Origin of the sequence: Gluconobacter cadivus (assembly GCF_015244745.1) — a bacterium.
GTDB classification, from domain to species: domain Bacteria; phylum Pseudomonadota; class Alphaproteobacteria; order Acetobacterales; family Acetobacteraceae; genus Gluconobacter; species Gluconobacter cadivus.
Genome location: NZ_JABCQI010000003.1, coordinates 49423 through 74440, shown reverse-complemented (window position 1 = coordinate 74440; position 25018 = coordinate 49423). Strand labels below are relative to the sequence as shown.

Here is a 25018-nt window from a genome sequence, read left to right as displayed (position 1 = left end):
CCTGACAAAACGGGCCTTGCGGGCCATTCCGCCCCCCTTCACACGATCATTGCATCACCCTGAATTTTTGGGTTTCCGTGATGCGATCAAAGTGCCAAAAGCCCTCGCATTCGGGACGCTCAGGTCACCGTTCCAATCAGGAATTGCATCGTGTTCAAAACGCTCTCCGGCCCAGCCATTGCGGGTCTCTGCGCTCTGTTCGCATCGACCTTCATTGCCGTGACAACCGAGGTCGCACCGGTTGGCCTGCTGATCGACATGGCCAAGTCCTTCAACATCACCGAAGGCCATGCCGGATTGGCCGTGAGCGCCTATGCCCTGCTCGTCGCATTCGGGGCCGTCCCCATCACGATCGCCACGAGCCGCATGGACCGAAAGATGCTCATGGTGCTCTGCCTCGTCGGGTATGTCGTCTCCAACCTGATTTCCGCCATGGCACCCAGCTTCGGCATTCTCTGCGTCGGCCGGGCGCTGGGTGGCCTGTCTCACGCGCTGCTGATGTCCATTGCCGCCGCCTATACCGCCCATCTCGTACCCGAACGCATGACGGGACGCGCCATTTCGTTCGTTTTCGGAGGGACGTCTCTGGGGTCGGTTCTGGGCGTTCCGGGAGCCGCCGCAATCAGCCAGTTCACAAGCTGGCGTGTGGCACTCTACGTCATTGCAGCGCTGGCCGCGATGCTGACGATCTTCATCGCACTCTATCTCCCGCCCGTACGCGGCGCCGATACCAAAGCCCTCAAAGTTCCCACCCTTCGCTCACCCCATGCCGCGCGGATTTTCGGCATCGTAATCGGCGTGAACGCCATTTTCTTCTTCGCGCATAACCTGCTCTATACTTACGTCTCTCCGCTGCTTCTGGCACATGATCTGCCCGAACATCTGTTAAGCATTGCGCTGCTCATCACCGGACTTGTCAGCATTTCCGGTCTGTGGGCGGCAGGACAGGTCGTGGATCGCTGGCCTGCGGGCGGTCTGTTCGGTGGCGGCATCGCCATGCTGACGGGCATGACCCTGGTCTACGGACATTTGCTGTCCGCCTGGCCAAGCGTCGCGGCGATCGGGCTATGGTGCATGGGCTATGCCGCCATTATTCCCTTCGTTATGTCTGGTGCCATCCGGGCCCGCGCGACCAGTGCGGATGTTGCGGGCGCGGCCGTCAACAGCAGCAGCAACATGGGCATCCTGCTGGGCTCGGCGATTGGCGGCCATCTTCTCAATACATTGGGATTTGCGGTGCTCTGCCCCGCCTCCGTCGTGATCGCACTGAGCGGCATCCTGCTCGCAGCGTTCAACCCGGCTGCCTTCCCACGCAAACTCCAGCACGACTGACACATTCTTTTCAGGCGTTACGGAAACGCTCTTCAATTCCGCAACGCGCAGCCCGGATGGCCTCGGGCAGATCTTGTCCCTCAGCCAGTCCCGCCGCCAGAGCACTGGCAAGCTGGCAGCCCGTTCCCCTCAACTCGAATGAAAAACGGGGGGAACGGAAAGCTACGGGAAGAGAACCCGTTTCATACAGGACATCCTCAGAAACCGAAGACGGCAGATCATGCCCGCCCTTGAGCAGAACGCTCCGACAGCCCCGAGACAGCAGCGCGTTGACGATTTCCTCGCGTTCCACCGCCGGAGCCATTCCCAGCGCAGCAGCCAGCGCCGCCAGTTCCGGCAGATTGGGAGTGAGAATAGTGGTTCGGGGCAGAAACAGCGCAATCAGGGCCTGCACGCCCTCCTGATCCAGCAGCGCATGACCGGAGCTTGAACAGAGCACAGGGTCCAGCACCACCGGAACATCTGGCAGGAGTGCTGCGACAACACGGATCAGAGGCGCGTTGAACACGGCCCCGATCTTGACGGCCCCGATCCCCGTTTCCAGCGCCGCTTCAATCTGCGCGGCCAGAAGCGATGGAGGGACAGGCTCCACCGCCAGAACGCGACGATCGGTCTGTGCCGTGACGGCGGTGACGGCAAGGCGAGCGGTCTGTCCAGACGCCTGAACAGACAGCAGATCCCGTGCAAGGCCAGCGCCCCCGCTGGAATCCATCCCACCGATCAGCAGAACAGGCTGCGTCATCGTCCCGTCGTTGCAATGAACGCAGGCACACCCGCCTGTGCAGAAAAGCGTTTGGCGGCCCGCCACGCCCGCAGACCACTCGCACAGACAAAGACGGTCCTGCCCGGCCCCGCAAGCAAAGTTTCCGGATGCTCGACCGGCCCGCGAACGGCCCAAGACACGGAGGGCGGTCCCTGTTCCTCCAGCCCCCGCAGATCGAAAACGCGGTCTTCCGCGCTGATGTCCTCAAGCCCGAGAATGAAGGGGCCCTCATTTTCGACAGCAACCGCCGTATCGAACCTAAAAGACGAACTTCTCCACCGTTCCAGATCCAGCGTCATGATCTGCCCCAGCGGAGAAGGCTGCGTTTCAAGCAGAACGGACAGCACCATCTGTGCCTGTATGGCCCCGAGTGCCGCAACAGCAGGCCCCAGCACACCGGCTTCCGCACAGTTCGGCAGAGTGGCGGGCAGATCCGGGAAAACAGCCCGGTAATCGGGGGCCGTGCCGCAGAACCCGCCCGCATATCCCGACCGGCCCAGCACTGAAGCACTCACAAGGGGAATACCCGCTTCAACACACAGATCGGACAACAGATAAGTGACGGCCACGCTGTCCGCCGCATCCACGACAACGGACACATCCGTCAGAAGACGCCGGGCCAGTGTCGGCTCCAGACGCTCCGCTACGGGTACGATCTGACAGTCCGGATTCAGGTCCGACAGCCGATCGGCCACGCAGGCGGCCTTGAAGCGGCCGATATCGTCCATGCGAAAGAGCGTCTGACGATGCAGGTTGCTCTCATCCACACGGTCATGATCGACCACCGTGATCCGCCCACATCCAGCACCGGCGAGCGCGGGCAGAACAGTCGCGCCCAGACCACCTGCGCCCACGACCAGAACATGGGCTTCCAAAAGGCGCTTCTGATCCGCCACCCCCTGCGGGAAAAGCCCGGTCTGTCGCGAATAACGGCTCATCGTCTGTAAGCCTGCGTCGCGGCGACCCATTCCCGACAGCGCGCCACCGGATCTTCCGCCTGCTGGATGTCCGTCACAACGGCTGCACTGTCCGCCCCCGCCGCAAAAACCCCTTCCAAACGCTCCGGCGTGAGGCCCCCAATGGCGACCAGTGGCGTCTCTCCGGCACGGGTTTTCCAGTCCCGGACGCGCTCCAGCCCCTGCGGCCCCCATTTCATTTTCTTCAGCAACGTCGGATAGACGGGGCCGAGTGCAACATAGGCCGGTTTGAAACCCAGAGCGCGTTCAAGCTCCGCTGGATCGTGAGTGGACAGCCCGAACCGGATGCCCGCACGCCGCAGAGCGTCAAAATCGGCGGTCTCCATGTCTTCCTGCCCGAGATGGACGAAATCGCACCCCAGTTCCAGCGCCAGACGCCAGTAATCATTGATGACAAGCTGCGCGCCATGAATGGCGCAGAGTGCCCGCGCATGGCGGATCTGACGGCGGAGCTCTTCATCCGGCTTGTCCTTCAGCCGAAGCTGGACCAGACGCACGCCACAGGGCAGCAGCGTTTCAAGGAGCGAAACGTCTCCCGCCAGAAGATAAAACGGGTCAAGCGCCATCATCATGCCAGCTCCGCCAGACCGAAGACCGGCGTCGAGGCGCAGGCCATGTCCCGTTTGGGCATCAGTCCGGCCTCGAACGCTTCTCGCCCCGCCTGAATGGCGCGACCGAACGCCCGCGCCATGGCCGCCGGGTCCACGGCCTTGGCCACCGCCGTATTGAGCAGAATGGCGTCCAGACCCATCTCCATGGCCTGTGCCGCCTGACTGGGCGCACCAATTCCCGCATCCACAACGAGCGGAACACCGGTGAAATGCGCCCGCATGGTCCGCAGACCTTCAGGATTGCGCAGCCCCTGCCCCGATCCGATCGGCGCGCCCCACGGCATCAGCACCTTGCATCCGGCTTCCAGAAGTTTTTCCCCTACGATCAGATCTTCGGTTGTGTAGGGAAACACCTCGAACCCCTCCGCACACAGCATGCGCGCGGCTTCGACGAGTGCGAACGGATCCGGCTGGAGTGTGTCGGCATGGCCGATGACTTCCAGCTTGATCCACGATGTTCCAAACACTTCGCGCGCCATACGGGCCGTGGTGACGGCTTCGCGGGCCGTATGACACCCGGCAGTGTTTGGCAGCAGGCGGCAGCGGCTTTCGGACAGGATGTTCCGGAACGCCGCACCCGCAGCCCCCTCCCGCCGCAGCGAGACCGTGATGATCTCCGCGCCAGATGCCTTGATCGCCTCCAGCAACACCGCGGGCGACGGATACTGGGCCGTCCCGAGCATCAGCCGCGACGTTAGATCAACGCCATAAAGCATGTCAGCCTCCCTGCATCGGAGACAGAACTTCGACCTTCATGCCGTCGTTCAGACGGGTTGCGTCACGCATGGAACGGGCAATGAAATCACCATTCAGGGCCGTGGCCACGCAGGGGGCATCGAAACCCTGTTCGGTCAGCAGGTCAGCCAGCGTCCGGGCCTGTGTCCTGATGACCTCGCCGTTCAGATCAATCCGCATGGGCATAAACCTCCGCAAGTTCTGCCGCCAGTTGCTCGGCGCAGACTGGCGCCATCAGGAAACCGTGGCGATACATTCCGTTAACGTAACTCCGCCCCGCGACATGGCGGACGGCCGGGATATTGTCCGGAAAAGACGGGCGCAGCCCCGCGCCCAGTTCAAGGATTTCAGCCTCGGCAAAGCCCGGATGAAGCGTGTAGGCCGCCGAAAGCAGTTCCATCGCCGCTCGCGCGGTCACCGGGCCGGGCCGGGCGCTTTCCACCATGGTCGCCCCGATCATGTATTGATCCCCGTCTCTTGGCACAACGTAACAGGGAAAGCGCGGATGCAGCAGCCGGACCGGCCGCGTCAGCGCTACGTCCGGGGCATGCACGATCAGCATTTCCCCCCGCACGCCGCGCAGATCGGCGAGACTGTCTCGGGCAGCCAATCCCCGACAATCCACGACGTGACCGCGCGGCGCTCCGGAACGGAAGGTCACGCCTTTCGCAAGCAGGCTGTCACGCAGACTGGCGAGCGCTTTGCGCGGGTCCAGATGCGCTTCGGTCGGGAAAAACAGTCCGCGCGCAAACCGTCCCTCCAGATCCGGCTCCAGATCGCCGGGGACGACCCAGTCGTGCTGCTGCGTGGCGCGCGCAAAACGATCCAGTTCGGCGCCGTCACGCGGCGGGGCGACAACAAGCGTGCCACGCTTTGTGACGCCCGGAACATGAGCCGCCCACCAGTCCACCGCCGCCTGCCCCTGCGCCACGATCAGGTCGGGCGCGCTTTCTCCCTCACAGAACGGGGCCAGCATTCCCCCCGCAAACCGTGACGCCGCCTCTGGACTGCCCTCCGGGACGATGACTTCCACGTCAAGACCCCGGTCGGAAAGGGCGGTGGCGCAACACAGCGCCGCAACCCCTTCCCCCAGGACGGAATGGATCATTCCGCCGGTTCCGTCACGGGTACATAAAGCGCGCCGCCTTCCCGGAACTTCCCGGCCATTTCTTCCATCCCGGCCTGTTTTTCCGCTTCCGCCCGGATGTCGTGGGAGATCTTCATCGAACAGAATTTCGGCCCGCACATCGAACAGAAATGCGAGACCTTGTGCGCCTCTTTCGGGAGGGTCTCGTCATGCATGGAGCGCGCCGTATCGGGGTCCAGACCCAGATTGAACTGGTCTTCCCACCGGAACTCGAACCGCGCGCGGGACAGCGCATCGTCACGCATCTGCGCGCCCGGATGCCCCTTCGCCAGATCCGCCGCATGGGCCGCGAGCTTGTAGGTAATGACGCCGGTCTTGACGTCATTGCGGTCCGGCAGGCCCAGATGTTCCTTGGGCGTCACATAACAGAGCATCGCCGTGCCGAACCAGCCGATCATGGCCGCACCAATGGCGGAGGTGATGTGATCGTAACCCGGCGCAATATCGGTTGTTAGTGGACCAAGCGTGTAGAACGGTGCCTCGTGGCAGTGCTCGAGCTGCTTGTCCATGTTGGCCTTGATCTTGTGCATCGGCACATGGCCCGGCCCTTCGATCATGACCTGACAGTCCTTCGCCCAAGCGATTTTCGTCAGTTCGCCAAGGGTTTCCAGTTCCGCGAACTGTGCCGCGTCATTGGCATCCGCAATCGAGCCGGGGCGCAGGCCGTCGCCCAGCGAAAACGACACATCATAACGACGACAGATATCGCAGATTTCATCGAAATGCTCATACAGAAAGCTCTCGCGATGATGATGCAGGCACCATTTTGCCATGATGGAGCCGCCACGGGAAACGATCCCCGTCACGCGGCGGGCCGTCAGCGGGATCATGTGCAAGCGGACACCGGCATGGATGGTGAAATAATCCACCCCCTGCTCCGCCTGTTCGATCAGCGTGTCGCGGAAGATTTCCCATGTCAGGTCTTCGGCAATTCCGCCGACCTTCTCCAGCGCCTGATAGAGCGGAACCGTCCCGATCGGCACGGGTGCGTTGCGGATGATCCAGTCGCGGATGTTGTGAATGTTACGACCCGTCGAGAGATCCATGACCGTATCCGCGCCCCAGCGGATGGACCACACCATTTTCTCGACTTCTTCTTCCATCGAAGACGTCACAGCCGAGTTGCCGATATTGGCATTGATCTTCACGAGGAAGTTCCGGCCAATAATCATCGGTTCGAGTTCGCGATGATTGATGTTGGCGGGAATAATGGCGCGACCCGAGGCAATTTCCTGCCGCACGAATTCCGGCGTTACGAAATCCGGAATGCTGGCTCCGAAATCCTCGCCGTCGCGCGCCTCTTTCAGGGCTTCCGTCCGGCCGATATTCTCGCGAATGGCGACGAATTCCATTTCCGGCGTGATGATCCCGGCACGCGCATAGGCCATTTGCGTAACCGCGCGATCTCCAACAGCCCGCAGGGGACGACGCTGCTGTGGAAAGCTCGGCGTCAACCGGTCACCCTGTGCAAAACCGTTATCGGCTGCCGTGATCGTCCGCCCTTCATACTCTTCCACGTCTCCACGATCACGAAGCCAGTTGCCCCGGCTGTCCGACAGGCCCTTTGCGATGTCGATGCTGACGGAGGGATCGGTATAGGGGCCTGAACTGTCATAGACATTCAGCGGACATTCACCTGAAACCGCAATCTGCCGCAGCGGCACCGCGATGTCGTGATGCACGCCACGGACATGGATTTTGCTGGAGGCCGGCAGAGGGCCGGTCGTAATAGCGGGAATGGAAGCGTTCATGTGGTGTCTCCTCAAGCGCACTCGAAAAGACCCAAGAAACGTGAGGCAGAAAGGGAGCCGCTGCCCCCAGTGCCCGATAACGGACACGGAAAAGGCCAGACCGGCCCGAGAGGGACATGCCCTCCGGTCTTCCTACGCCAGCATCAACTGGGTCAGGTTCAAAGGGTCGCCTCACCGTGGCGCCGGTTTCCCGACGTCACCAATTGGCCTCTCAGTCCCCTGGGCGGGACTCCCCTGACAGGAAGCGACAGTGCTGGAGAAGCGTCAGAAGATCAAGAGCAGAGTGCGTCTGCCGTGCTCTTATGGTTCTGCAGCATGAGTGGGAGAATTATCTGACCACATATCTCGATGGATCTTCCATTTGCCATCCTGCTTGAGCAAAACGATCGTCTGTTTGCCGCGCTCGATAACCTGACCTTTGGTATCAAGCATCCTGATTTGAGAAAGGCTGGTTGCAGCGTTTTCACCACCATAAATCTCATAGTGATCGAATGTGGCACCGCCAACGAGATCAGGCCGCAAGGTCTTCTCAAAATAAGCGAGAATGGCAGCCCGGCCGGAAATTGGGTCTGCGTTGGGGGGCAGTAGTCTGGCGTCATCAGTGTAGAGGCGCGAAATTGCCTGAAGATCGCCCTTGGCGAGATCGGCAGCAAACTGCTCGGTCACAGCCTTCACGGCAGCCGCATCCGACGATTGCGTGCTGGCCGCCATGGCAGGCGCGCATTGCAGAACGAGCGCCATCGAGGCGCCGAGAAAAGAAGCGAACGGTTTTGTAAATGTCATGACGAATGTCCCGGTGATAAAAAGTCGTTGAAGCGATCGGCCCTGTATTTCAAAGCTGCGAACAGCCGCCATCGACCACCAGTTCTGTGCCGACGACATATTGGGATTCGTCGCTTGCGAGATACAGGACGGCGGCAGCAATTTCTTCAGCCCGGCCCATGCGTCCAAGAGGAACGCTCGCAGCAAACTGGGTTTTGAAGTCTTCCACTTCGGCTTCAGAAAGACCGATCTTGTTCAGAAGCGGCGTTTCGATCCCGCCGGGTGCGACCGCGTTGACACGGATTTTGCGACCGAGCAGCTCATAGGACCAGCTTCGTGCGAAAGACCGAACTGCCGCTTTGGCGGCGGCAACCAGCGACAGGGCATGTTTGCCGGTCTGGTCGATAAACGAGGTCGTCAGAATAACGGATGCCCCCTCACGCAGTACGGGGAGTGCCGCCTGCATCGTGAATACGGCACCTTTGACACTGACATCCATGACCTCGTCATACTGACGTTCATCGATGGACTGTAATGGTGTCGGAATGACGTAACCGGCGTTCACAAACAAAATATCGAGGCCGCCGAATGCCTTCTGGACCTTGTCCGCAACGGAGATCATGGCGTCGACAGACCGCACATCGGCCGCCAGAACCAGCGCCTCTCCGCCCAGTTCTGCATGCACATCGGCAAACCGGGTTTCATCGCGCCCCGTGACGGCAACACGCGCTCCTTCTGCGATAAACCGCTTTGCAGTCGCAAGGCCGATACCGCTCGTACCGCCCGTGATGAGAGCAGTTTTTCCCGAAAGTCTCATATCAGATCCCCATATTAGAAAAACGTGACAGGCGTCCCGGACGCGATCACCGTTCCCGTTGATCCTATCAAAACGGGTTATGACCTAAAGGACATATTTCCCTCTCTTTAAGACATATAGCCTTGCTACCCACACATGGCGCAAAACAAGGGAAATAGGTCCTTTAGGAAATTCTCGCAGAGCATTACGTCTCAAGACCATCCAGCAACCAGCCCTATGAGGCAGGAGACATAAGGAGACGGAGATGCCTGAAATTTTCGATGAAACCTTCGCAGAAGAATTGACTGAGGCAGGGAATGCGCGGCGGCGCATGATGCTCATGGGCGGCGCTGCGATTGCTGCAACTGCGGCAACGCGCCTTTTGCCGGAAAGCGCACGGGCGGCTGTGCCGGGGACAGCCGAAAAGCCTATCGATTTTCTGTTTGCGATTTATCCGAACGGAACACTTCTCGATTTTGCCGGCCCCAACGAAATCCTGTCGCGCATTCCCAACACGAATGTTCGTTTTGCCAGTCCTGAGGGCGGTTTCGTCACGCTGGAAAAGGGCATTGTTTTCGGGCCAACGGAAAAGCTTTCCGATATCGACAAGGTCGATGTTATTTGTGTGCCTGGCGCCCTGAATCTTTCGGCCATGATGAAGCCCGAGATGCTGGGGCATGTCCGGCGTCTGTCCGAGACGGCGAGATATGTAACCTCCGTCTGTACCGGTTCAATCATCCTTGCGGCTTCAGGAGTTCTGAAGGGACGGCGGAGTGCCTGTCATTGGGCATTTCTGAACATCCTCAAAGAATACGGAGCCATTCCCGATCCCGCGCGGATTGTGAAGGATGGACGCTTCATGAGTGGCGGCGGAGTAACGGCCGGTATTGATTTCGGTCTGGCGATCGCAGCTGAACTCCGTGGGGCGCAGGCTGCGCAGGAAGTACAGCTTCTTGTGCAGTATGATCCACAGCCACCTTTTCATGCTGGCAATCCTGCGGAGGCACCCCCGGCAATTCGTGACGTGGTTTATAAGAAACTGCCGGGCTCTCAGAACGGCCTGATGCGCCCGATTCTTTAGTCTGTAGAGAGGCGATACGCACCAGCAAATGGTGCGTATCTGTTTCAGGCCGAATGAGATGGCAGCGTGCCGTCGGCGATCCAGTCTCCGTGAAAGCCAAACGGCACCCGGACCGGCAGGCGTATCGTAGCGACAGGCTCCCCAGTAAAATCCTGAGCATCCAGAATAACGACATCGCTCAGATTTCGGGCCGCATCGTACACATAAGACATGATCCAGCCTTCATCTTCGGCAAGTGCCTCTGGCTTGCGCACGAAGATGGGCTCTAACGTCATACGGTCGGGGCCATAATGATGGATTTCCGTGGTTCCCCGCAGCATGTCGTGTTTCATGGCAGGTCCGAAACGTACGTCCCGCCCCCAGTGCGCTGTATAGCCGAAGCGATAGGACTGACCACCGAACCGGTCATTGATCCGTGGGAACTCAGTTCCATGATCGTCAAGAAGCGTCTCGCTCAAGCGCCCGGAGCGCCGGTCTAGCGTCCAGCGAACGAGTATGGGCGCGCCTTCGTTCGGGCCATTGTGATCTCGGTCGAACATGCGGGGATGGCGGACGAGATCGATGATGGTCAGGTCGCCATCGTCATAGGCATTCACGAAATGGAAAACAAAACAGCGTGGGGCTTCGAACCACTGAATGTTCGTGACGTCTTCATTGCGGGGCAGCAACCCAATCCGCGCATCCCGTCGCTCATCCCAGAGCCAGGGGAATTTCGCCTTCGCATGTTCGGGCTGAAACGTAACCGGCAGATCGGGGATGACAATGAACGACGCGGTAAATGCCATATCATGGATTAGTGGAATATGGGGCAGATCGATCCGTGCTTTTGTCGTGGCATATCCGTTCTGATCGAGCGAAATATAGCGAACCGGCTGTCCGGGTTCATAGGCAAGAGCGTGCTGTTCGCCGGTTATGGGATCGAATTTTGGATGGCCGGTGAAGCCGGCTTCAAGAGTCCTGTTGAAATCCGCACGCGCGACGCTTTCCAACTTATAGTTCAACTCGACTGGAAGGCTGCCCGCTTCGACAACAGCATAGAGTTTTCCTCCAACACTGGTAAAATTCGTGTTCACGCTGCCATCGCGCCGACCGATGCCAGGCCCTCCGAGCGGAGGCGATTTCAGAGCGGCGACCACGGACGCATCCCTGACATAGCGGCTGCGATACCACTCTGCCCTTCCCTTACGCAAACGCAGTCCATGCGCCATGCCTGACCCTGAAAACCAGTGATATTGCGCAGGGTCTGGAACACTGGCGGGGTTGGGACCGATACGCAGCAGGCGGCCGTTCAAGGCTTCAGGAATATGGCCGATCACTTCCAGATCGAAAGCGGTCGTTTCAACCTCGATCGGTTTGAAATTATTGGCGAGATAGGGCGCCCCGGAATGCGTGGGCGCATGGGATTTCGAGATTAGAGTCATGACGACGTCCTATGTGATAGTTCATCACATCGTCATTCGTTGATCCAATGTCAACTTAAATGTTATACGTCATCACATGAAGCACATCACAGACGCAAAACCTTCCGGTTCTCGCAAAACCTACCATCATGGTGATCTGCGGAAGGTATTGCTTGATGCCGCTTTGGTGGAAATCGCCGCTCATGGGGCCCAAGGCCTTTCCATGGCATCGCTGGCGCGCAGGGCTGGCGTTGCGCAGTCGGCGCCGTACCGCCATTTCAGCGACCGTGAAGACCTCCTTGCTGCCGTTGCGACGGATGGATTTGAACGCTTCACCGAGGCTCTTCTCGAAGCCGCGTCGGACGGAGACGACATGACCGCACTGAACAGGATGGCGGTCGCCTATCTCGTGTTCGGGGAGAGGAATGTGGAGCTCTATCGCCTCATGTTCGCATCGGGTTTGGTTCCGGGGGCGGCACCCGATAGCGCCCTCAAACGCGCAGCAAACGCCAGCTTTCAGCCGCTTCTCGATCGCGTCCGGACCTCAGGCCCGGCGGCATCGCCTTTGTCGGCACATGTCAGATGGGGACAACTTCACGGGCTGGTCATGCTGAAGGCCGACGGGTTTATTCATGATCCGTTGGAGGCACTGGTGGGTGTCCTCTCTCTTTAAGATCATACCCTCGTCATCACTCAGCCTGAACTGTCCTGACGACCTGCGCGTCGGATCGCCTGCGGCGGATGGCCGTGCAGCTTGACGAACGCGCGGCGCATGCGCTCCGGATCGGAAAAGCCCACGGATTTTGCGATCTGCTCAATCGGTTCCAACCCGCTTTGCAGGCGGGAACAGGCTGCCTCCACGCGCAGACGCTCGACCGCTCGGGCCGGTGTCTCGCCCGTCTGACTGCGAAAAGCACGACCGAACTGACGCACGCTTAACCGTGCTGCTTCCGCCAGACGTTCGATCGGAAGCGGCTCGACCAGATGCTCCCGCGCGAAGGCAAGCGCCATGCGGATACGGTCCGATTCCGGCTCCATCTGTGACATGGCCGAGAACTGTGACTGCCCACCAGAGCGCCGATAAGGGACGACAAGCTCACGGGCGACGTCACGGGCGATTGCAATGCCGTGGTCGGTTTCAATGAGGGCCAGTGCCAGATCGATCCCAGCGGAAATCCCTGCGGACGTCCATACATTATGGTCCGAGATAAAGATACGGTCGGCCTCAACCCTGATCTGGGGATAACGCTGTTGCAGTTCCGGTGCGAGACGCCAATGCGTCGTTGCGCGGCGGCCGTCGAGCAGCCCGGTTTCCGCCAGCAGGAAGGCACCTGTGCAGACGCTCGCGACGCGGACGGTTCGTGCCGCAAGGTCCTTTGCCGCAGCGATGGTGCCAGAGTTTTGGAAAGGCCCGATGTCTCCACCGATGAACAGAACCGTGTCAAAAGCCGTGTCGCGGCTGGGTCGTGTGTCAATGGGAACACCCGAACTCCCGACGACGATGCCGCCGGGTTCGGAAATGACCGTCAGCCGATACGCCCCACCCTCAATGAGGGTGTCGGCCTCTTCGAAAGCCCCCAAAGGGCCTGCGAGATCGAGAATCCGGTGGTTTGGGCAGATAAAAAATCCGACGTGATGCATGGTCCTGATTTAAGGGAAAAATGAAATTCAGGCCATATATTTGTTATCATTCCTCAAAAGCAAGATCAGCTTGCACGAACGAAAATCGCGACCTCACGCTTTCTCAATCAATATCCACACAGGATTGTAACAGCGAGACAGATCGCGCCATAAACAATCAGAAAAATCCACGGCAAGGAGGAAAGAATTGCCTCCATGACCGCATGTATTCTTCCTGGAAAAGGCCTGTGACGATCCTTCTGTTCGCAAGACGTGCATGTCAGGCAGCCTGCAGGATGCAGACTTCCGAAATTATGTTCGAAATCTGTACTGCCGCTCCGCTTGATCTCTCTTTTCATGTCTCGGCACACCGTTTGACCAACGCGTGCATCACGTCGAAACCCAGCGCGAACAAACCCATGGGCTCCATAACGTAAAACACGGTCAACTCAGCCGCAGTAAACGCCAGATGAAAACAGTGCGCTTTCACGACACACCTCCAGAAACAGGTTCCAGCCAGATCAGCCGGTCAGTGCCTGTTCTTTTAGGAAGCGATTCTTTCACACGTATGTCGCAAATATCTCGGCCCTGAAATATGGCCGTACCGTCAATTCCGAACAGCTCAGCCCCCACCGGAATCAAATGAGGACATCAATAGAATGGCGGGGCATGAAGAATGTGTCTGAGCTGAAATAAAGCGCTCATATAAGAGACATCATGAGTAGAAGCTGGTGTGATATCAGGAGAGAATGACAGTCATGCCTCATCTCCTTATCGTGGACGACGACAGGGACATTCTCTCCCTGCTCACCCGATTTCTCGGCAAACATTCCTATACCGTCTCGGTCGCAGAGGATGGTCCTGCCATGTTCTCACGTCTGGGTTCAGAAACAATTGATCTGGTCATCCTTGACGTCATGCTGCGCAACGAGGATGGCTTCAGTCTCTGCAGACGCCTCAGAACCAGCTCCAACATTCCGGTCATCATGCTCTCTGCGATGGCCGAGCACACGGATCGCGTTGTCGGTCTCGAGATTGGAGCGGACGACTATCTCACCAAACCCTTTGATCAAAGGGAACTGCTGGCCAGAGTAAAAGCTGTCCTCCGCCGGACAGCGGACAGGACTGACAGCATTCCTGTGAGCGAAGCGCGCCCGATCCTGTCTTTCGGAGGCTGGCGCCTGGACGTCGCACGCAGGGAGCTCCGCTCGGAAGATAATGCGCTCGTTCTTTTGTCTGGTGGAGAGTTTGAGCTTCTTCTGGCTTTTGCAGAACATCCCCAGCGGGTTCTGACCCGCGACCAGCTCCTCGATCTGGCAAGGGGGCGAAATCATACGGCATATGACCGCAGCATCGATGTTCAGATCAGCCGTCTGCGCCAGAAGCTGGAGGAAGACCCCAAAAATCCAATCGTGATTCGGACTGTCCGGAACGGTGGCTATCTGTTCTCTCCGGAAGTCAAACGTCTGTGACCCGTCTTCGCTGGTTTGAAGACACCATTACACGCCGTCTGGTGACGACGGTGGCTCTGGCCGCAGCCACAACGGTTGGGTTGTTGCAGTTATTCTTCCTGTTTGGTGGGCACTGGGCACAACCCAACATCGAGCAGACCGGTCTTCTTCAGGAAGTCGCTGCCATCACACGCGTCATTACGGCGGCTCCTGTAGCTGTACGCCCGAAAATTGCGCAGGCGGCTTCCACCGAAGGTTTTCAGTTCAAGTGGTTTGCCGCAGACAGCCGTACTGCGGAAATGCTAAAAACCGCACATTACAATCCGTATGAAGTCCAGATGGGACATGACATCATTGCGTCCCTTATCGGCGGAACGACAAGAAGCATGGACGCATTTTCCGTCGATAACCCCGTCGCACAGGCTCCTGATATTTCCGTTGATCCTAAAAAATATCCTGATGCATCGTTTATGGCCCTACAGCTCGACGATGGAAGCTGGCTGGTCTGTGCCGCTTTGGTGCGATACTGGGGGTTTTTCTGGCGCGAACGCCTTTTGCTGGAATTCGCCACGATTGCCACATGGGTGATTGCCGTCTCTCTCATTGCCTCTCGCCAGCTTTCCAGACCTATCGAAAATCTGGCGAAAGATGTTCGTCTTGCCGGAATGAACCCATCCTCCGCCCCCATTCCGGCAACCGGTCCGCGCGAACTTCAACTGGTTGCCCAGACGATCAACGCCATGAGGGATCAGATCCAGAAATTTATCGCGGCACGCACCACCATGCTGGCAGCCATCTCGCACGATCTCAGAACGCCATTGACGCGACTGCGTCTCCGAGGAGAGTTCATCGACGATATGGAACAGCAGGCACGGCTGTTCCGGGATGTCGACGAAATGCAGGCCATGGTCGATGGCGCCCTGTCGTTTTTCAGGGATGATGCTGTCTGCGAAGAGATGACGACCTGCGATCTTCCAGGGATTTTACGAACCATCGTCAATGATTTTGCGGATCAGAACATTATTCTCGAATATTCCGGCCCCGTAAGAGCAACCTCTCAGGGCCGTCCTTTTGCTCTCAAACGCGTTTTTACCAATCTGGTCGAAAATGCCGTCAAATATGCCACGGTTCCTTCCCTCGAACTGAGATGCATGCCAACGCAGTCTGTCATCACGATCAGGGATCATGGTCCAGGCATCCCTGACGATCAGATCGGGCGAATTTTCGAACCCTACTTCAGAGGCGACAAATCCAGAAATCGGGAAACGGGCGGCATTGGTCTGGGACTGACATCCGCCCTCAGTATCGTCCAGACCCATGGCGGCGAAATCAAAGCGTCCAATCACCCGGAAGGCGGCCTCGAAATTCAGGTTATTTTACCGAAAACACCCTCAGATTTCCCTGATCGCATCGTGGCGATATTTTGAATCGACACCAGTTTTCCTGAATGGAAAATCGTTTCTGAAATAATATTTCATCCCCGACATAATAGCGAGATAATCTGGAAATCCTCGCCAGATAAACCTCCTCCAGCAGCGTCGCTTCTACCAGCAGAGCGATCTGCACACTCAGTGTTCTGCTGTGGGGAGAGTTAAAAATGACATTATTACCTGCGCCATATCGCGCCCAGCTTCGTCAGGCAGCGCACTCACGGATTCTGAGCGTTGCAGAAACGTTTTCACGTTCCCGGTTCGGACACTTTGCAAGCACAATACCGCTCATACCCAAGCCCCTCATGCGAATCACCGCCTACAGCGCTCCCATGATGGCGTTACTCGCGCTCACCGGTTGCGCCGGGCAGAACGTAACGCATTCCGGCTTCCTGCCAGAAAAAACCTACGGCGACATGACGCCGCAAAAGGGACACGTTGACGACCATATCTACGTTAAACCCGGTCTGGATGCCTCAAAATACCAAACCGCTGTCATTGATCCCGTGACCTGGCATCCGGTGGCCAACGCCCCCCATCTCAAACCGGAAGTCGCGGCCCGCATGACAAATGCCTTCACAGCCGAAATCAAAAAGAATATCGGCAAGATCTATACAGTCGTTGATGCATCCGAGTGTGGAACCTGCGCGGACGCCGTTCATATCCGCGCCGCCATCACGAATATCCGTCGCAGCAAATGGTATTACAATGCCATTCCCGTTGTCGCCGGGTTTGCAGCCGGTGCGGCTGGTGGTGGCCTGCCCCCTATTCCACCCCCGTTTCCCGGCGGAGCCAGTGAAGAACTGATAGCTGTCGATGGCGCAACCGGAGAAACCTTGATTGCAATCGCGACCTATAATAACGGAATGCCCTGGAATATGATGGGCCAGTGGATGCCATATCTGCATGCCAAACGGGCGTTCCGTCTTGCTTCAGAGCTTCTGCTCGAAGAATTCAAAAAGAGTGGCGCACCACCGCTTCCGGAAAAATAATACTTCCCCCGGAATGACTTTTACCGAAGCGGAGATAATGATGAAATCTCATAGCCTGTGATCCCGCCCGTCATGCCTTTTGGAAGATGGCCGGCAAAACAGCCGATAAAATCGGACTCTGCTTCAAACCACCAATGGTCCGTTCAGGACCGCGGCACCACACCGGCGCGCTTTATGACAAGGCTGAGCGCTGTACCCTTGTGAAAAGCGATATGGCCGGTTTTAAGACTCTCTATTTCATATTGAGGTTGCTCTGACGTTGCATGATGCTCATAGCCATTGACCAAAAAATGCGCCGAATGGACGGCTCTGATCCGTCCACTGACATATCCCGCTTCTGAGTTCCAGGAGACGATATCTCCAATTTCAAACACCTGCGATTGCATAGAAACTCCTCATCCTGTGTGAATTACGAAAGAAGAGCGAGATCCTCCACCCGCCCTTACCAGCTGTAAGTGATCTTTCCGCTGCCACCGCTCGTGGTCATACGGCCGCCATACTGCCCGACATAATCCACCGAGATATCAAGACGATCCGCCAGTTTCGCGGTCAGACCCGTCTGAACCACGGCAGTGTCAATCGAAAGCGGCACCCCGGTCACGTCCATTCCATAGCCCTGAGCCTGCGGAGCAAGACGAAAGCTTTCCTTCGCCGTCATATCCGTCATGCCAAAAGCCCGACGATAGGCCGCGCTCAGATGCGGCGCCACCGTCACACCTGCGACATTCAGACGCGTTGCCACCTTCATGCCAAAGGCCGAATAGCCAATGCTCTGATCCATCCCTTTGACCCGCAGCGCCGCCACACCACCATGCTCTCGCACGTCTTCAGACTGGTAATTGACATAAGCCATCCGTACGAAAGGCTCGAACTCTACCGGCGTGCCCGCCGCCTGAACGGCAAAACGATATCCCGTCTCTCCATAAAGCTGTCCGGTCCCGCCCAGAGAATTGCTGCTGACATGCGAAACATATCCCGGAATGCGGATATCACGACGGGTATTCAGCACATTCCAGGTATAGTCGGCTCCCAGCTTCAGCGTGATCAGCGCATCCTGCGTCAGGCCACCCACACGCCATGCAGTCCCCCCATAGGCGCCCAGTGTGACATTATTGGAATGGCCGCCCGAACTGCGATCGCCCCCATTGGAGAACATGCTCCGACCGTAAGCCAGCAATCCACCCACACGCCATTCCCCGACCCTGGTATCGGCCCCCATGATCCAGCCAACAGAATTGTCATTCAATCCGACAGTTCCCGCGGATGATGCATTATGTCCCATGGCCCCATAAACGGTGCCCCAGGTGCTTAAACCCCGTGCAGGTACGGTGTCACAGATGTTGGTATGTGCGCTCTTCGTGCCGGAAATCTGCTGCTGCAGATCATCATCCGCACAATCCAGCCGGTTCAGCGCAGCATTGCGGATATAAAAACTGTCATTGACCATCGCGGTCCGGACGCTGGCATGAATTTCACCCGACAGGGCATCAAGCGCGCGATAACGCTGCTGGTTCTCAAGCCCCGCGACCAGATTGGTCAGAGCACCTGCCTGGGCAATATTGGCGATTCCGTCCAGCCCGTATCCGGCCATCGTCTGGTTACGGGTCGATGCACCGTAACCGAAACTCAGGACCGTATTCCGCTGCAAGGCAATCTGCACTGAATTCGAAGCAGAATAGGTCGGCTCGACAAGTTGGATCAGAGAATGGGTCTGGACGAGACCGCTCTGGTCATAATGGGCAAATGTTCCACTCACGCCCCCGGACGCCTGAACAAGCGTATAGGACTGGCCGGTTCTGAGGTCTGCCCCCGGCAGTGCCGTCACCACCAGTGTCGCATCCGGTTTGATCGTCAGCACGCCGGAAAGACTGACCTGACTGGAATTCTGGTCAGCCCCCACATTCGCCGCGAAGGTCGAGCCGTCTTCCATGGTAACGTTTCCATTGACGTGCAACGTCCCGAACGAACTGGAAGCCGTCTGCCCTGGCCGGAATAGCCCGAAAATATCCGCGCTCCCGATTACACCCGTTCCTGTCACGGACGTTCCGCTGGCAACCGTAACGGCAGAATTCTCAAGATTGCCCATCACCGACAGGCTTCCCTGTTCAACATTCGTCGAACCCGTCAGTGCTGAACCGTCACCGGTGTAAACCAGCGCCCCCGCCCCCTGTTTGACGACTGCGCCCGCACCAGACATCGCATTGCCCAACGTGCCGTCAGTCGCCTGATCCACGACCAACGTCGTGCCCTGCGCCGTGCTGATCGCCCCCGTCCCGAAGCTGGACACGCTCCCGACCAGCGTTCCGCCCTGAATATCGGTGCCACCGGCATAGGTGTTCACACCGGACAGGGTAAGAGTATTCCCGCCCATTTTCGTAACCGATCCGGATCCGCTAATATTCTGAGAGACGGTCACATCATCATCCTGATATACGGTCAGATTTGAGGACGCATTAACTAGCTGGATCTGAGAGCTGTTATTGATCGAGCCGCTGGTGCCACCATAATAGCCAAGTTCAAGTGTTCCTTCGTTGACAATTGTCGCGCCAGTGTAAGTATTCGTCGCTGTCAGGGCGACTGTTTTATCGCCATCTTTGATCAGATCGCCTGTACCCGTGATGATATTGCTGACCATCTCAGGCCAGGCCGTCTTCTGGCCTGTATAATTGTCCTGACTGATACGCAGCGTCGCATCATTCTGGATCACCCCAACACCCCGCAGGCTCAGCGGAGAAGCGGCAAGGGTTCCCTGCTGGATGATCGTGTTGACGACCGGCCCTGCGCCATGTGCGTACTGATTATCTCCCGTCAGCGTCAGGGTTCCGCTACCCGTCTTGACGAGATTGCCCGCCCCTGTGATGGCGCCAGTCAGACGGGTGTTGAAACGCCCCGTATCAATCGTTGACGCGCTATTACTGCCGAGGCTGATGTTGACCGAACTGCTCAGATCAGCATTGACATCCCGCAACGTGCCGCCAGACAACGTGAACGTGTAGTCCTTCGACGTGCCCGTCGCCTGAATTCCGTTTGTACCCCCGACTTCCAGAACACTCCCGGCCCCCAACCAGACGGTGTTCGCTCCGAGGCCGTTAACAGCATCCGGCTGGCCGATGGTAAGTTTGCCATCAACATGTACAAGAGCGATCCCACCGGACTGCCCCGTTGCATTCAGTGCCGCATTACCACCCCCTGAACCGAGCGTCAGATCATTCGTAACGAGACGGCTTCTATCTGACGCGCCATAGGACGTCAGGTTGATGGTCCCCAAGGTGCCATCTCCCAGACCAGCACTGACAGAAGCAGCAGAAACCTGAGCATCTGAGGAAATATTGAGGGTCGATCCGATATAGGCATCAGGTGCCGCACCGATGACAAGCGACTGGTCCGCATTCAAAGAGGAGCCCGAGCCGGAAACCATTACCAAAGCAGCCCCGGCCGGAGGCGCTCCCGCGGTAATGCTCTGGGCCGAAATCTGCGCTCCATTGCCAATCGTCAAAGCTCCGCTAGCAATAATCGGAGAAGCATAAGACTGACTGGCCGCGGCCCCCTGAAAGCTTCCTCTGATTGTCTGAGTGGCTGCAAAAGCCCCGCCAGGAGCAAAACTCAGGGTCGAAACCGTCGCCAAAAGGAGGCAGCTCAGCCCCCGGCTTTTCTGAATGACAACATGTGGAAGACCCTGCAGGCAAAGCATTAATCGCACCTCGTTAAAAATATCTTTTCAGGCAAAAGATATCTGAGTAATAAAAATTATCGTTATTTTGCGGAAAATATCTCGAACGTAAAGGCGAAAAATTTTACTCCCCTCTACTGCGACCTGATGAAAGTACAGATTTTACACTCTTCACACCCAAATCTACTGGGTTCTTGATGCTATAATGAGACTATAACCAAGACGATAAAGTCCTTTGTCCGTTCAACGCTTTTCTCAGCGGCATATCAGACATTGAGGCCAGCGAGGCGCAGAGCGATGGCAGGAGCGCGTCTGTTCGTGAAGTTTTTTTTGCGCGGTCAAATTCGGCCGGAATACGGTCATCAAGACCGACCATAAAAACTCAAGCAGCTGACCAAACCTGCGAGAGAAACTCAAAACCTTGAGAAACAGATCGCGCTGCTCCCCAAGGTTCTGAACTCATGAAAGTCTTAGAACTGGATCGCGTTTTAGAAACCCGTCGAGAGCGTCACCATCGCACTGAAAGGCACCTGAAGATAATAACTCGGAGCAGAACCAGCTATTGTGCCGCCGAAAACACCCTTCGTCGCATTGGCATTCGTTGTAAAACCATAGACGCCACTGCGGAACTTGGCCCCCGTCAGGTTCTGCATATTGAGCTGGATCTGCGGCGATTTCAGGAAACCCGCGTTATGAAAACGGTATCCCATGCCGACATTGTTCGTGATGTATTGCGGAATGGCGCTATCGTTCGTGAACGTGGCGTACTGCTTGCCCACATACTTGACCTGCCCGGAAAACCAGAAGCTGCCATCGTCATAATCAATGCCAATCCCTGCCATCTCATGCGGCGAGCGAATGGCCGTCTTACCCTTGGTCGGCAGATAGTCCGAGGTCCCGCCGATCGTGGTCGCCGCGATATTGTTGTCGATGGTTGAATGCAGATATTCAAATGTGACGTAGGGACGCAAGTGATGCCAGATCGGACGCGTGCTGAGCTGGACATCGACACCGCGTGTCGTCTGGCCACCGGCATTGACGGTCTGACTGTAAGACGCCCCGCTCATGTAATAGTTGAGGGACTGCTGGCGGTTCGACAGATTATAGTTAAAGAAGGACACCGACCCGACAATGACATCGCCATTATAGCGATACCCTAATTCCTCCTCGATCGTATATTCAGGATTACTGGGGCCACCAACCTGCGTCCTCTTTTTTGCGGTTCCATAATAATCGACAAGAGACGTATTGGACGGCATTTTGAAATTGGTGCTGCCAGATACATAAATCTGGTTCTTGCGATCAAAGTTCCAGGACAGCCCGATCTGCGGCAGCGGCTCAGCGCTATGCAGGTTCCGGTTATACTGCGTGCCGGGGGTATAGTTATAAGTCCGACGCGTGACCATCGCCTCTTTGAAACCCAGATCAATCTTCAGGCGATCGTTGAAATATTTCATCTCATCGCCGATGAACAGCATGTTCACCTGCGTCAGGGTCAGGAAGTTGCGAACCTTGTAACCCTGTCCTGTCGTCGTCTGAAGAATACTGCTCGTCCCCCAGATATTGGATGGCTCTCCAGTGGACTGATTCACGCGGCCATAAGGCGAGAACTGAAGTTCGTTGGAATATTCGTACCACCACCCAATGGAAAGATCATGATGATGGTCGGGCTTGTAGTGCAGGGAGAGCGTATTACCCGTCCGGAACTGTTCCTGATTGGACGGCGTCAGGGCCAGAGCGCTACTGGCACCATTCAGATCCAGTGCCACAGACTGATTACCAAGGCCCGTCGAGGCATTCACCAACCCTGCGCCGGTGCCGTTTCCGATCCCATGCCAGAAATAGACAGAATCCTCGATTGTGATTTTCGGGGAAACCACAATATGGGTCGGAAGTACCGCAACCACGTTGCGGAAAGGATTGACATGCAAGCGATAATAATTGGCACCTGAATTCGCGCCAGTATAATACGCCGCGTAATCGTTGCTATAACCGGAATTCAGATAACTGGGCAGGCTCGGGTTCAGATAGGAATCATTGACCTGATCGTTATACGAGACCGTCAGGCCGGTATGGCTTCCGTTATTGAAATCTTTTACGGCCTTGAAGTCATAATGAAACTTCTCCGCCTGCCCTGCTCCGCGATACTGGTTCGCTTTTGTATGGCTGAAAGCGAACATGGCCCGAATACCGCTGTTTCCGATATAGCCGGAATTCAGGCGTAGAAATTCGCGGAACGTATCGAACGATCCGAAAGAGACATCCAGAAGTCCTCCCGCACGCGTCGTCGGATTTGTCATGACCATACTGGTCAGACCGGCGGACGCATTCACCACGGGGCTGTTAAGATCAACCGAACCCGGCTGGAGCGAAACACTTTCCAGATCTTCGGATTCCAGCACTTCGTTCGCATAGAACTGGCCGCCGCCAATATCGTTCAGGGGCGCGCCATCGAGCATCCAGCCCACTTCGCTCTGGTCAAACCCCCGGACATTGACCTGCCCGGAATACAGTCCCGCCGGATCCTGCTGTGCGACATTCACGCTTGGCAGCATGGCAATCAGCTGCTGAACATTCGCAGAAGGCATCTGCTTGGCAATAAAATCGCGCGTGACCGTCTGAACGGCCTTTGCCGCTGTCTCGACCCGCATCAGACCGCCGCCCGGAGAACGCGTCCGCGTGCTGCGTCCGGCAACGCTGATTTCCTCAACCCGCCCGGACGCCGTCATGTCGTGTGCAGGGCTTTTCGCGGCTGGTGCGGGCGAGGTTGCGGCCTTGGCCGCCCCCGATGTCGGCCTGCTACCGGAAGGCGCGGCACGAGACGGCGTATGAGACTTATAGCCTGAAGACGCCGCATGGGCGGCCACGCTGGCCAATGCTGTACCCGCCAGAAGCGTTACATAACAGGTTCGGATAAAAGGAAGCGACATGGAAACGCGTTTTCCTTCAAAGGACATATCCTGCAACGTTCTGCTGCGGATGAACGGAACTGAAACATTACGAAGCTGACTAAACAGTCAAATTAGTAGCAAGCCTGACGGCAGGACACAATGATTCGAGTCCGCAACAGATAATTTTTACACCAAATTGTCACACAACACGGTTCAGACCCAGATACAGCCCGAACCCGATCAAAACCCCTGCAAACCAGGACACATTTCCCAATGCATGCAGGGCCGGGACCACCTGCCCTGCAGATGCGACAGCGCCCCCAACAGCCAGCGTAATGAGTGCCGGCACATGCCAGCCCGCCAGACCATCATAAACATCGCCATGTCGGTACAGCGCACCAACATCCAAAGCCTGCCGCCGGACAATATAATAATCAGCCAGCATAATGCCCGTCACGGGCCCCAAGGTCCCACCGATAATATCAAGCATCCGGTAGATATTGTCCGCATGATCGAACCAGAGCCAGGGCATGAAGAAAACGCCCAACCCAAGAACAAGCCGACTGGCCCGATTGAAATCGAGATACCGGGGAAAGAGATTGATCAGATCGTAAGACGCGGGAAGAATATTGGCGACTACATTGACAGACAATGTCGCCAGAATGAGCGTCGCCCCGCCAATCACCGTCACAAGCGGCTGATTGAGCGCAAGAAGAAGCTCCGTCGGATTCCAGATCGGCCGCCCGAAAAGCAAAACCGTCGCCGATGTGGTGATGATGGCCATCGGTGTGAAAACAAGCGCCGTCAGAGGCAGCCCGATGGCCTGCCCGACAACCTGATCGCGCTGCGACCGGACAAACCGCGAGAGATCTGGAATATTCACGGCAAACGTCGCCCACATCCCGATCATCCCCGTTACGCCCAGCGCAAACGTCGCCAGAAAGGCCAACCCGTGGAGCCGGGACGGGACGGAAAACAGCGGCCCCAGACCGTGCCCCACCCGTAGTCCCCAGACCGTCGCCACAAGCCCTACGACAATGACCAGCGGCCCCGCGACAAGCTCGAAATTCTTGATACGATGAACCCCATGGCTCGAAATCCAGGCATGGAGCGCCCAGATAATCGCCATCGCTGCCCAGCGCTTTTCCGGCATTCCCAGAACAGGCGTGCTGAAAGACGCCCATGTCGTACTTAACGTGGAGAGGATGGCATCCATCGCCTGTGTCGCGGCATAAGCCTGAACGGAAAACCAGAAAATCGCGCAGAACCCCCGTAAAACAACCGGAATCTGCGCCCCTTTCGGCCCAAAGGCGGAACGGATCAGAACACAGAACGGAATCCCGTATTGTGTTCCGGGCCGCGCATTGAACCACATCGTGACAAACAGGATCGCATAGGCAACGGCCACGACCTCCAGACATTCCCATGCCGAAAGGCCAAGCGCCATAAGACCCGCCGCCGCTTCGTAGGCCACGATGTTATGGACCATCCCCATCCAGACCGTGGCCATGTTCAGCCACGACCAGGTCCGTTTCTCCGGCGCAACCGGGGCGAGTTCCTCATTATAGAGATCTGCTGCAAAACCCGCCGTCATCAACGCTCCTCTCCC

The 25018-nt window shown here is 57.4% G+C and carries 21 protein-coding genes and 1 riboswitch; of the genes, 6 read left to right on the top strand and 15 right to left on the bottom strand.

The window, feature by feature from the left end; all coding sequences use genetic code 11:
* Positions 1 to 147 precede the first annotated feature (147 nt).
* On the top strand, positions 148 to 1332 hold the full coding sequence (locus tag HKD28_RS05980; RefSeq protein ID WP_194267679.1) for an MFS transporter: 1185 nt from the start codon (positions 148 to 150) through the stop codon (positions 1330 to 1332).
* Between the two features lie 10 nt (positions 1333 to 1342).
* Here HKD28_RS05980 and HKD28_RS05975 read toward each other — a convergent pair whose 3' ends face one another.
* The 9 genes from HKD28_RS05975 to HKD28_RS05935 all read right to left on the bottom strand — a co-directional run bounded on the left by HKD28_RS05975 (position 1343) and on the right by HKD28_RS05935 (position 8895).
* On the bottom strand, positions 1343 to 2074 hold the full coding sequence (locus tag HKD28_RS05975; RefSeq protein WP_194267538.1) for a bifunctional hydroxymethylpyrimidine kinase/phosphomethylpyrimidine kinase: 732 nt from the start codon (positions 2072 to 2074) through the stop codon (positions 1343 to 1345).
* Positions 2071 to 3033: a HesA/MoeB/ThiF family protein gene (locus HKD28_RS05970; RefSeq protein WP_235993334.1), complete on the bottom strand. Its 963-nt coding sequence runs from the start codon at positions 3031 to 3033 to the stop codon at positions 2071 to 2073. Before HKD28_RS05970 ends, HKD28_RS05975 begins: the two co-directional genes overlap by 4 nt.
* Positions 3030 to 3644, bottom strand: coding sequence for a thiamine phosphate synthase (locus HKD28_RS05965; protein WP_235993333.1), 615 nt, complete (start codon positions 3642 to 3644; stop codon positions 3030 to 3032). The genes HKD28_RS05970 and HKD28_RS05965 overlap by 4 nt, the downstream gene beginning before the upstream one ends.
* Complete coding sequence (locus HKD28_RS05960) at positions 3641 to 4399, bottom strand: thiazole synthase (protein WP_194267536.1); 759 nt, start codon at positions 4397 to 4399, stop codon at positions 3641 to 3643. Before HKD28_RS05960 ends, HKD28_RS05965 begins: the two co-directional genes overlap by 4 nt.
* Before the next feature lies 1 nt (position 4400).
* Positions 4401 to 4598, bottom strand: coding sequence for a sulfur carrier protein ThiS (gene thiS, locus HKD28_RS05955; RefSeq protein ID WP_194267535.1), 198 nt, complete (start codon positions 4596 to 4598; stop codon positions 4401 to 4403).
* Positions 4588 to 5526 (bottom strand): FAD-dependent oxidoreductase, encoded by a 939-nt coding sequence (locus tag HKD28_RS05950; protein ID WP_194267534.1) that lies wholly within the window; start codon positions 5524 to 5526, stop codon positions 4588 to 4590. The genes thiS and HKD28_RS05950 overlap by 11 nt, the downstream gene beginning before the upstream one ends.
* A complete protein-coding gene (gene thiC / locus HKD28_RS05945; protein WP_062109326.1) occupies positions 5523 to 7316 on the bottom strand; it encodes a phosphomethylpyrimidine synthase ThiC in 1794 nt (597 codons plus the stop codon). The genes HKD28_RS05950 and thiC overlap by 4 nt, the downstream gene beginning before the upstream one ends.
* A 112-nt stretch (positions 7317 to 7428) precedes the next feature.
* A riboswitch (TPP riboswitch) is annotated at positions 7429 to 7562 on the bottom strand.
* Positions 7563 to 7616: 54 nt separating this feature from the next.
* A complete protein-coding gene (locus tag HKD28_RS05940) occupies positions 7617 to 8099 on the bottom strand; it encodes a YybH family protein (protein WP_194267533.1) in 483 nt (160 codons plus the stop codon).
* Between the two features lie 49 nt (positions 8100 to 8148).
* Complete coding sequence (locus tag HKD28_RS05935) at positions 8149 to 8895, bottom strand: SDR family oxidoreductase (protein WP_194267532.1); 747 nt, start codon at positions 8893 to 8895, stop codon at positions 8149 to 8151.
* 244 nt (positions 8896 to 9139) lie between these two features.
* Here HKD28_RS05935 and HKD28_RS05930 point away from each other — a divergent pair, with 244 nt between their 5' ends.
* Positions 9140 to 9955, top strand: a complete 816-nt coding sequence (locus HKD28_RS05930) for a DJ-1/PfpI family protein (RefSeq protein ID WP_194267531.1) — start codon at positions 9140 to 9142, stop codon at positions 9953 to 9955.
* A 44-nt stretch (positions 9956 to 9999) separates the two neighbouring features.
* Here the strand turns inward: HKD28_RS05930 and HKD28_RS05925 are convergent, their stop codons facing one another.
* Positions 10000 to 11376 (bottom strand): carotenoid oxygenase family protein, encoded by a 1377-nt coding sequence (locus tag HKD28_RS05925; protein WP_194267530.1) that lies wholly within the window; start codon positions 11374 to 11376, stop codon positions 10000 to 10002.
* 76 nt (positions 11377 to 11452) lie between these two features.
* Here HKD28_RS05925 and HKD28_RS05920 point away from each other — a divergent pair, with 76 nt between their 5' ends.
* Complete coding sequence (locus tag HKD28_RS05920) at positions 11453 to 12028, top strand: TetR/AcrR family transcriptional regulator (RefSeq protein WP_194267529.1); 576 nt, start codon at positions 11453 to 11455, stop codon at positions 12026 to 12028.
* Between the two features lie 20 nt (positions 12029 to 12048).
* Here the strand turns inward: HKD28_RS05920 and HKD28_RS05915 are convergent, their stop codons facing one another.
* The gene (locus HKD28_RS05915) at positions 12049 to 12996 is read right to left on the bottom strand and encodes a GlxA family transcriptional regulator (RefSeq protein WP_194267528.1); all 948 of its coding nucleotides are present in this window, start codon (positions 12994 to 12996) and stop codon (positions 12049 to 12051) included.
* 728 nt (positions 12997 to 13724) lie between these two features.
* Between HKD28_RS05915 and HKD28_RS05910 the strand changes: the two genes are divergently transcribed.
* The 3 genes from HKD28_RS05910 (at position 13725) to HKD28_RS05900 (ending at position 16848) form a co-directional block, all read left to right on the top strand.
* Entirely contained in the window at positions 13725 to 14447 is a 723-nt protein-coding gene (locus tag HKD28_RS05910) for a response regulator (protein WP_207728891.1), read from the top strand.
* A complete protein-coding gene (locus HKD28_RS05905; protein WP_194267526.1) occupies positions 14444 to 15853 on the top strand; it encodes a sensor histidine kinase in 1410 nt (469 codons plus the stop codon). Before HKD28_RS05910 ends, HKD28_RS05905 begins: the two co-directional genes overlap by 4 nt.
* A 308-nt stretch (positions 15854 to 16161) precedes the next feature.
* On the top strand, positions 16162 to 16848 hold the full coding sequence (locus HKD28_RS05900) for a DUF3313 family protein (RefSeq protein ID WP_235993332.1): 687 nt from the start codon (positions 16162 to 16164) through the stop codon (positions 16846 to 16848).
* 143 nt (positions 16849 to 16991) lie between these two features.
* On the opposite strand, the gene HKD28_RS05895 is transcribed toward HKD28_RS05900, so the two are convergent.
* The 4 genes from HKD28_RS05895 to HKD28_RS05880 form a co-directional block, all read right to left on the bottom strand.
* Positions 16992 to 17234, bottom strand: coding sequence for a hypervirulence associated TUDOR domain-containing protein (locus HKD28_RS05895; RefSeq protein WP_194262634.1), 243 nt, complete (start codon positions 17232 to 17234; stop codon positions 16992 to 16994).
* A 56-nt stretch (positions 17235 to 17290) separates the two neighbouring features.
* A complete protein-coding gene (locus HKD28_RS05890; RefSeq protein ID WP_194267525.1) occupies positions 17291 to 20344 on the bottom strand; it encodes an autotransporter outer membrane beta-barrel domain-containing protein in 3054 nt (1017 codons plus the stop codon).
* Positions 20345 to 21006: 662 nt separating this feature from the next.
* The gene (locus HKD28_RS05885; RefSeq protein WP_194267524.1) at positions 21007 to 23448 is read right to left on the bottom strand and encodes a TonB-dependent receptor; all 2442 of its coding nucleotides are present in this window, start codon (positions 23446 to 23448) and stop codon (positions 21007 to 21009) included.
* A gap of 160 nt (positions 23449 to 23608) precedes the next feature.
* On the bottom strand, positions 23609 to 25003 hold the full coding sequence (locus HKD28_RS05880; RefSeq protein WP_194267523.1) for an NCS1 family nucleobase:cation symporter-1: 1395 nt from the start codon (positions 25001 to 25003) through the stop codon (positions 23609 to 23611).
* Positions 25004 to 25018 lie beyond the last annotated feature (15 nt).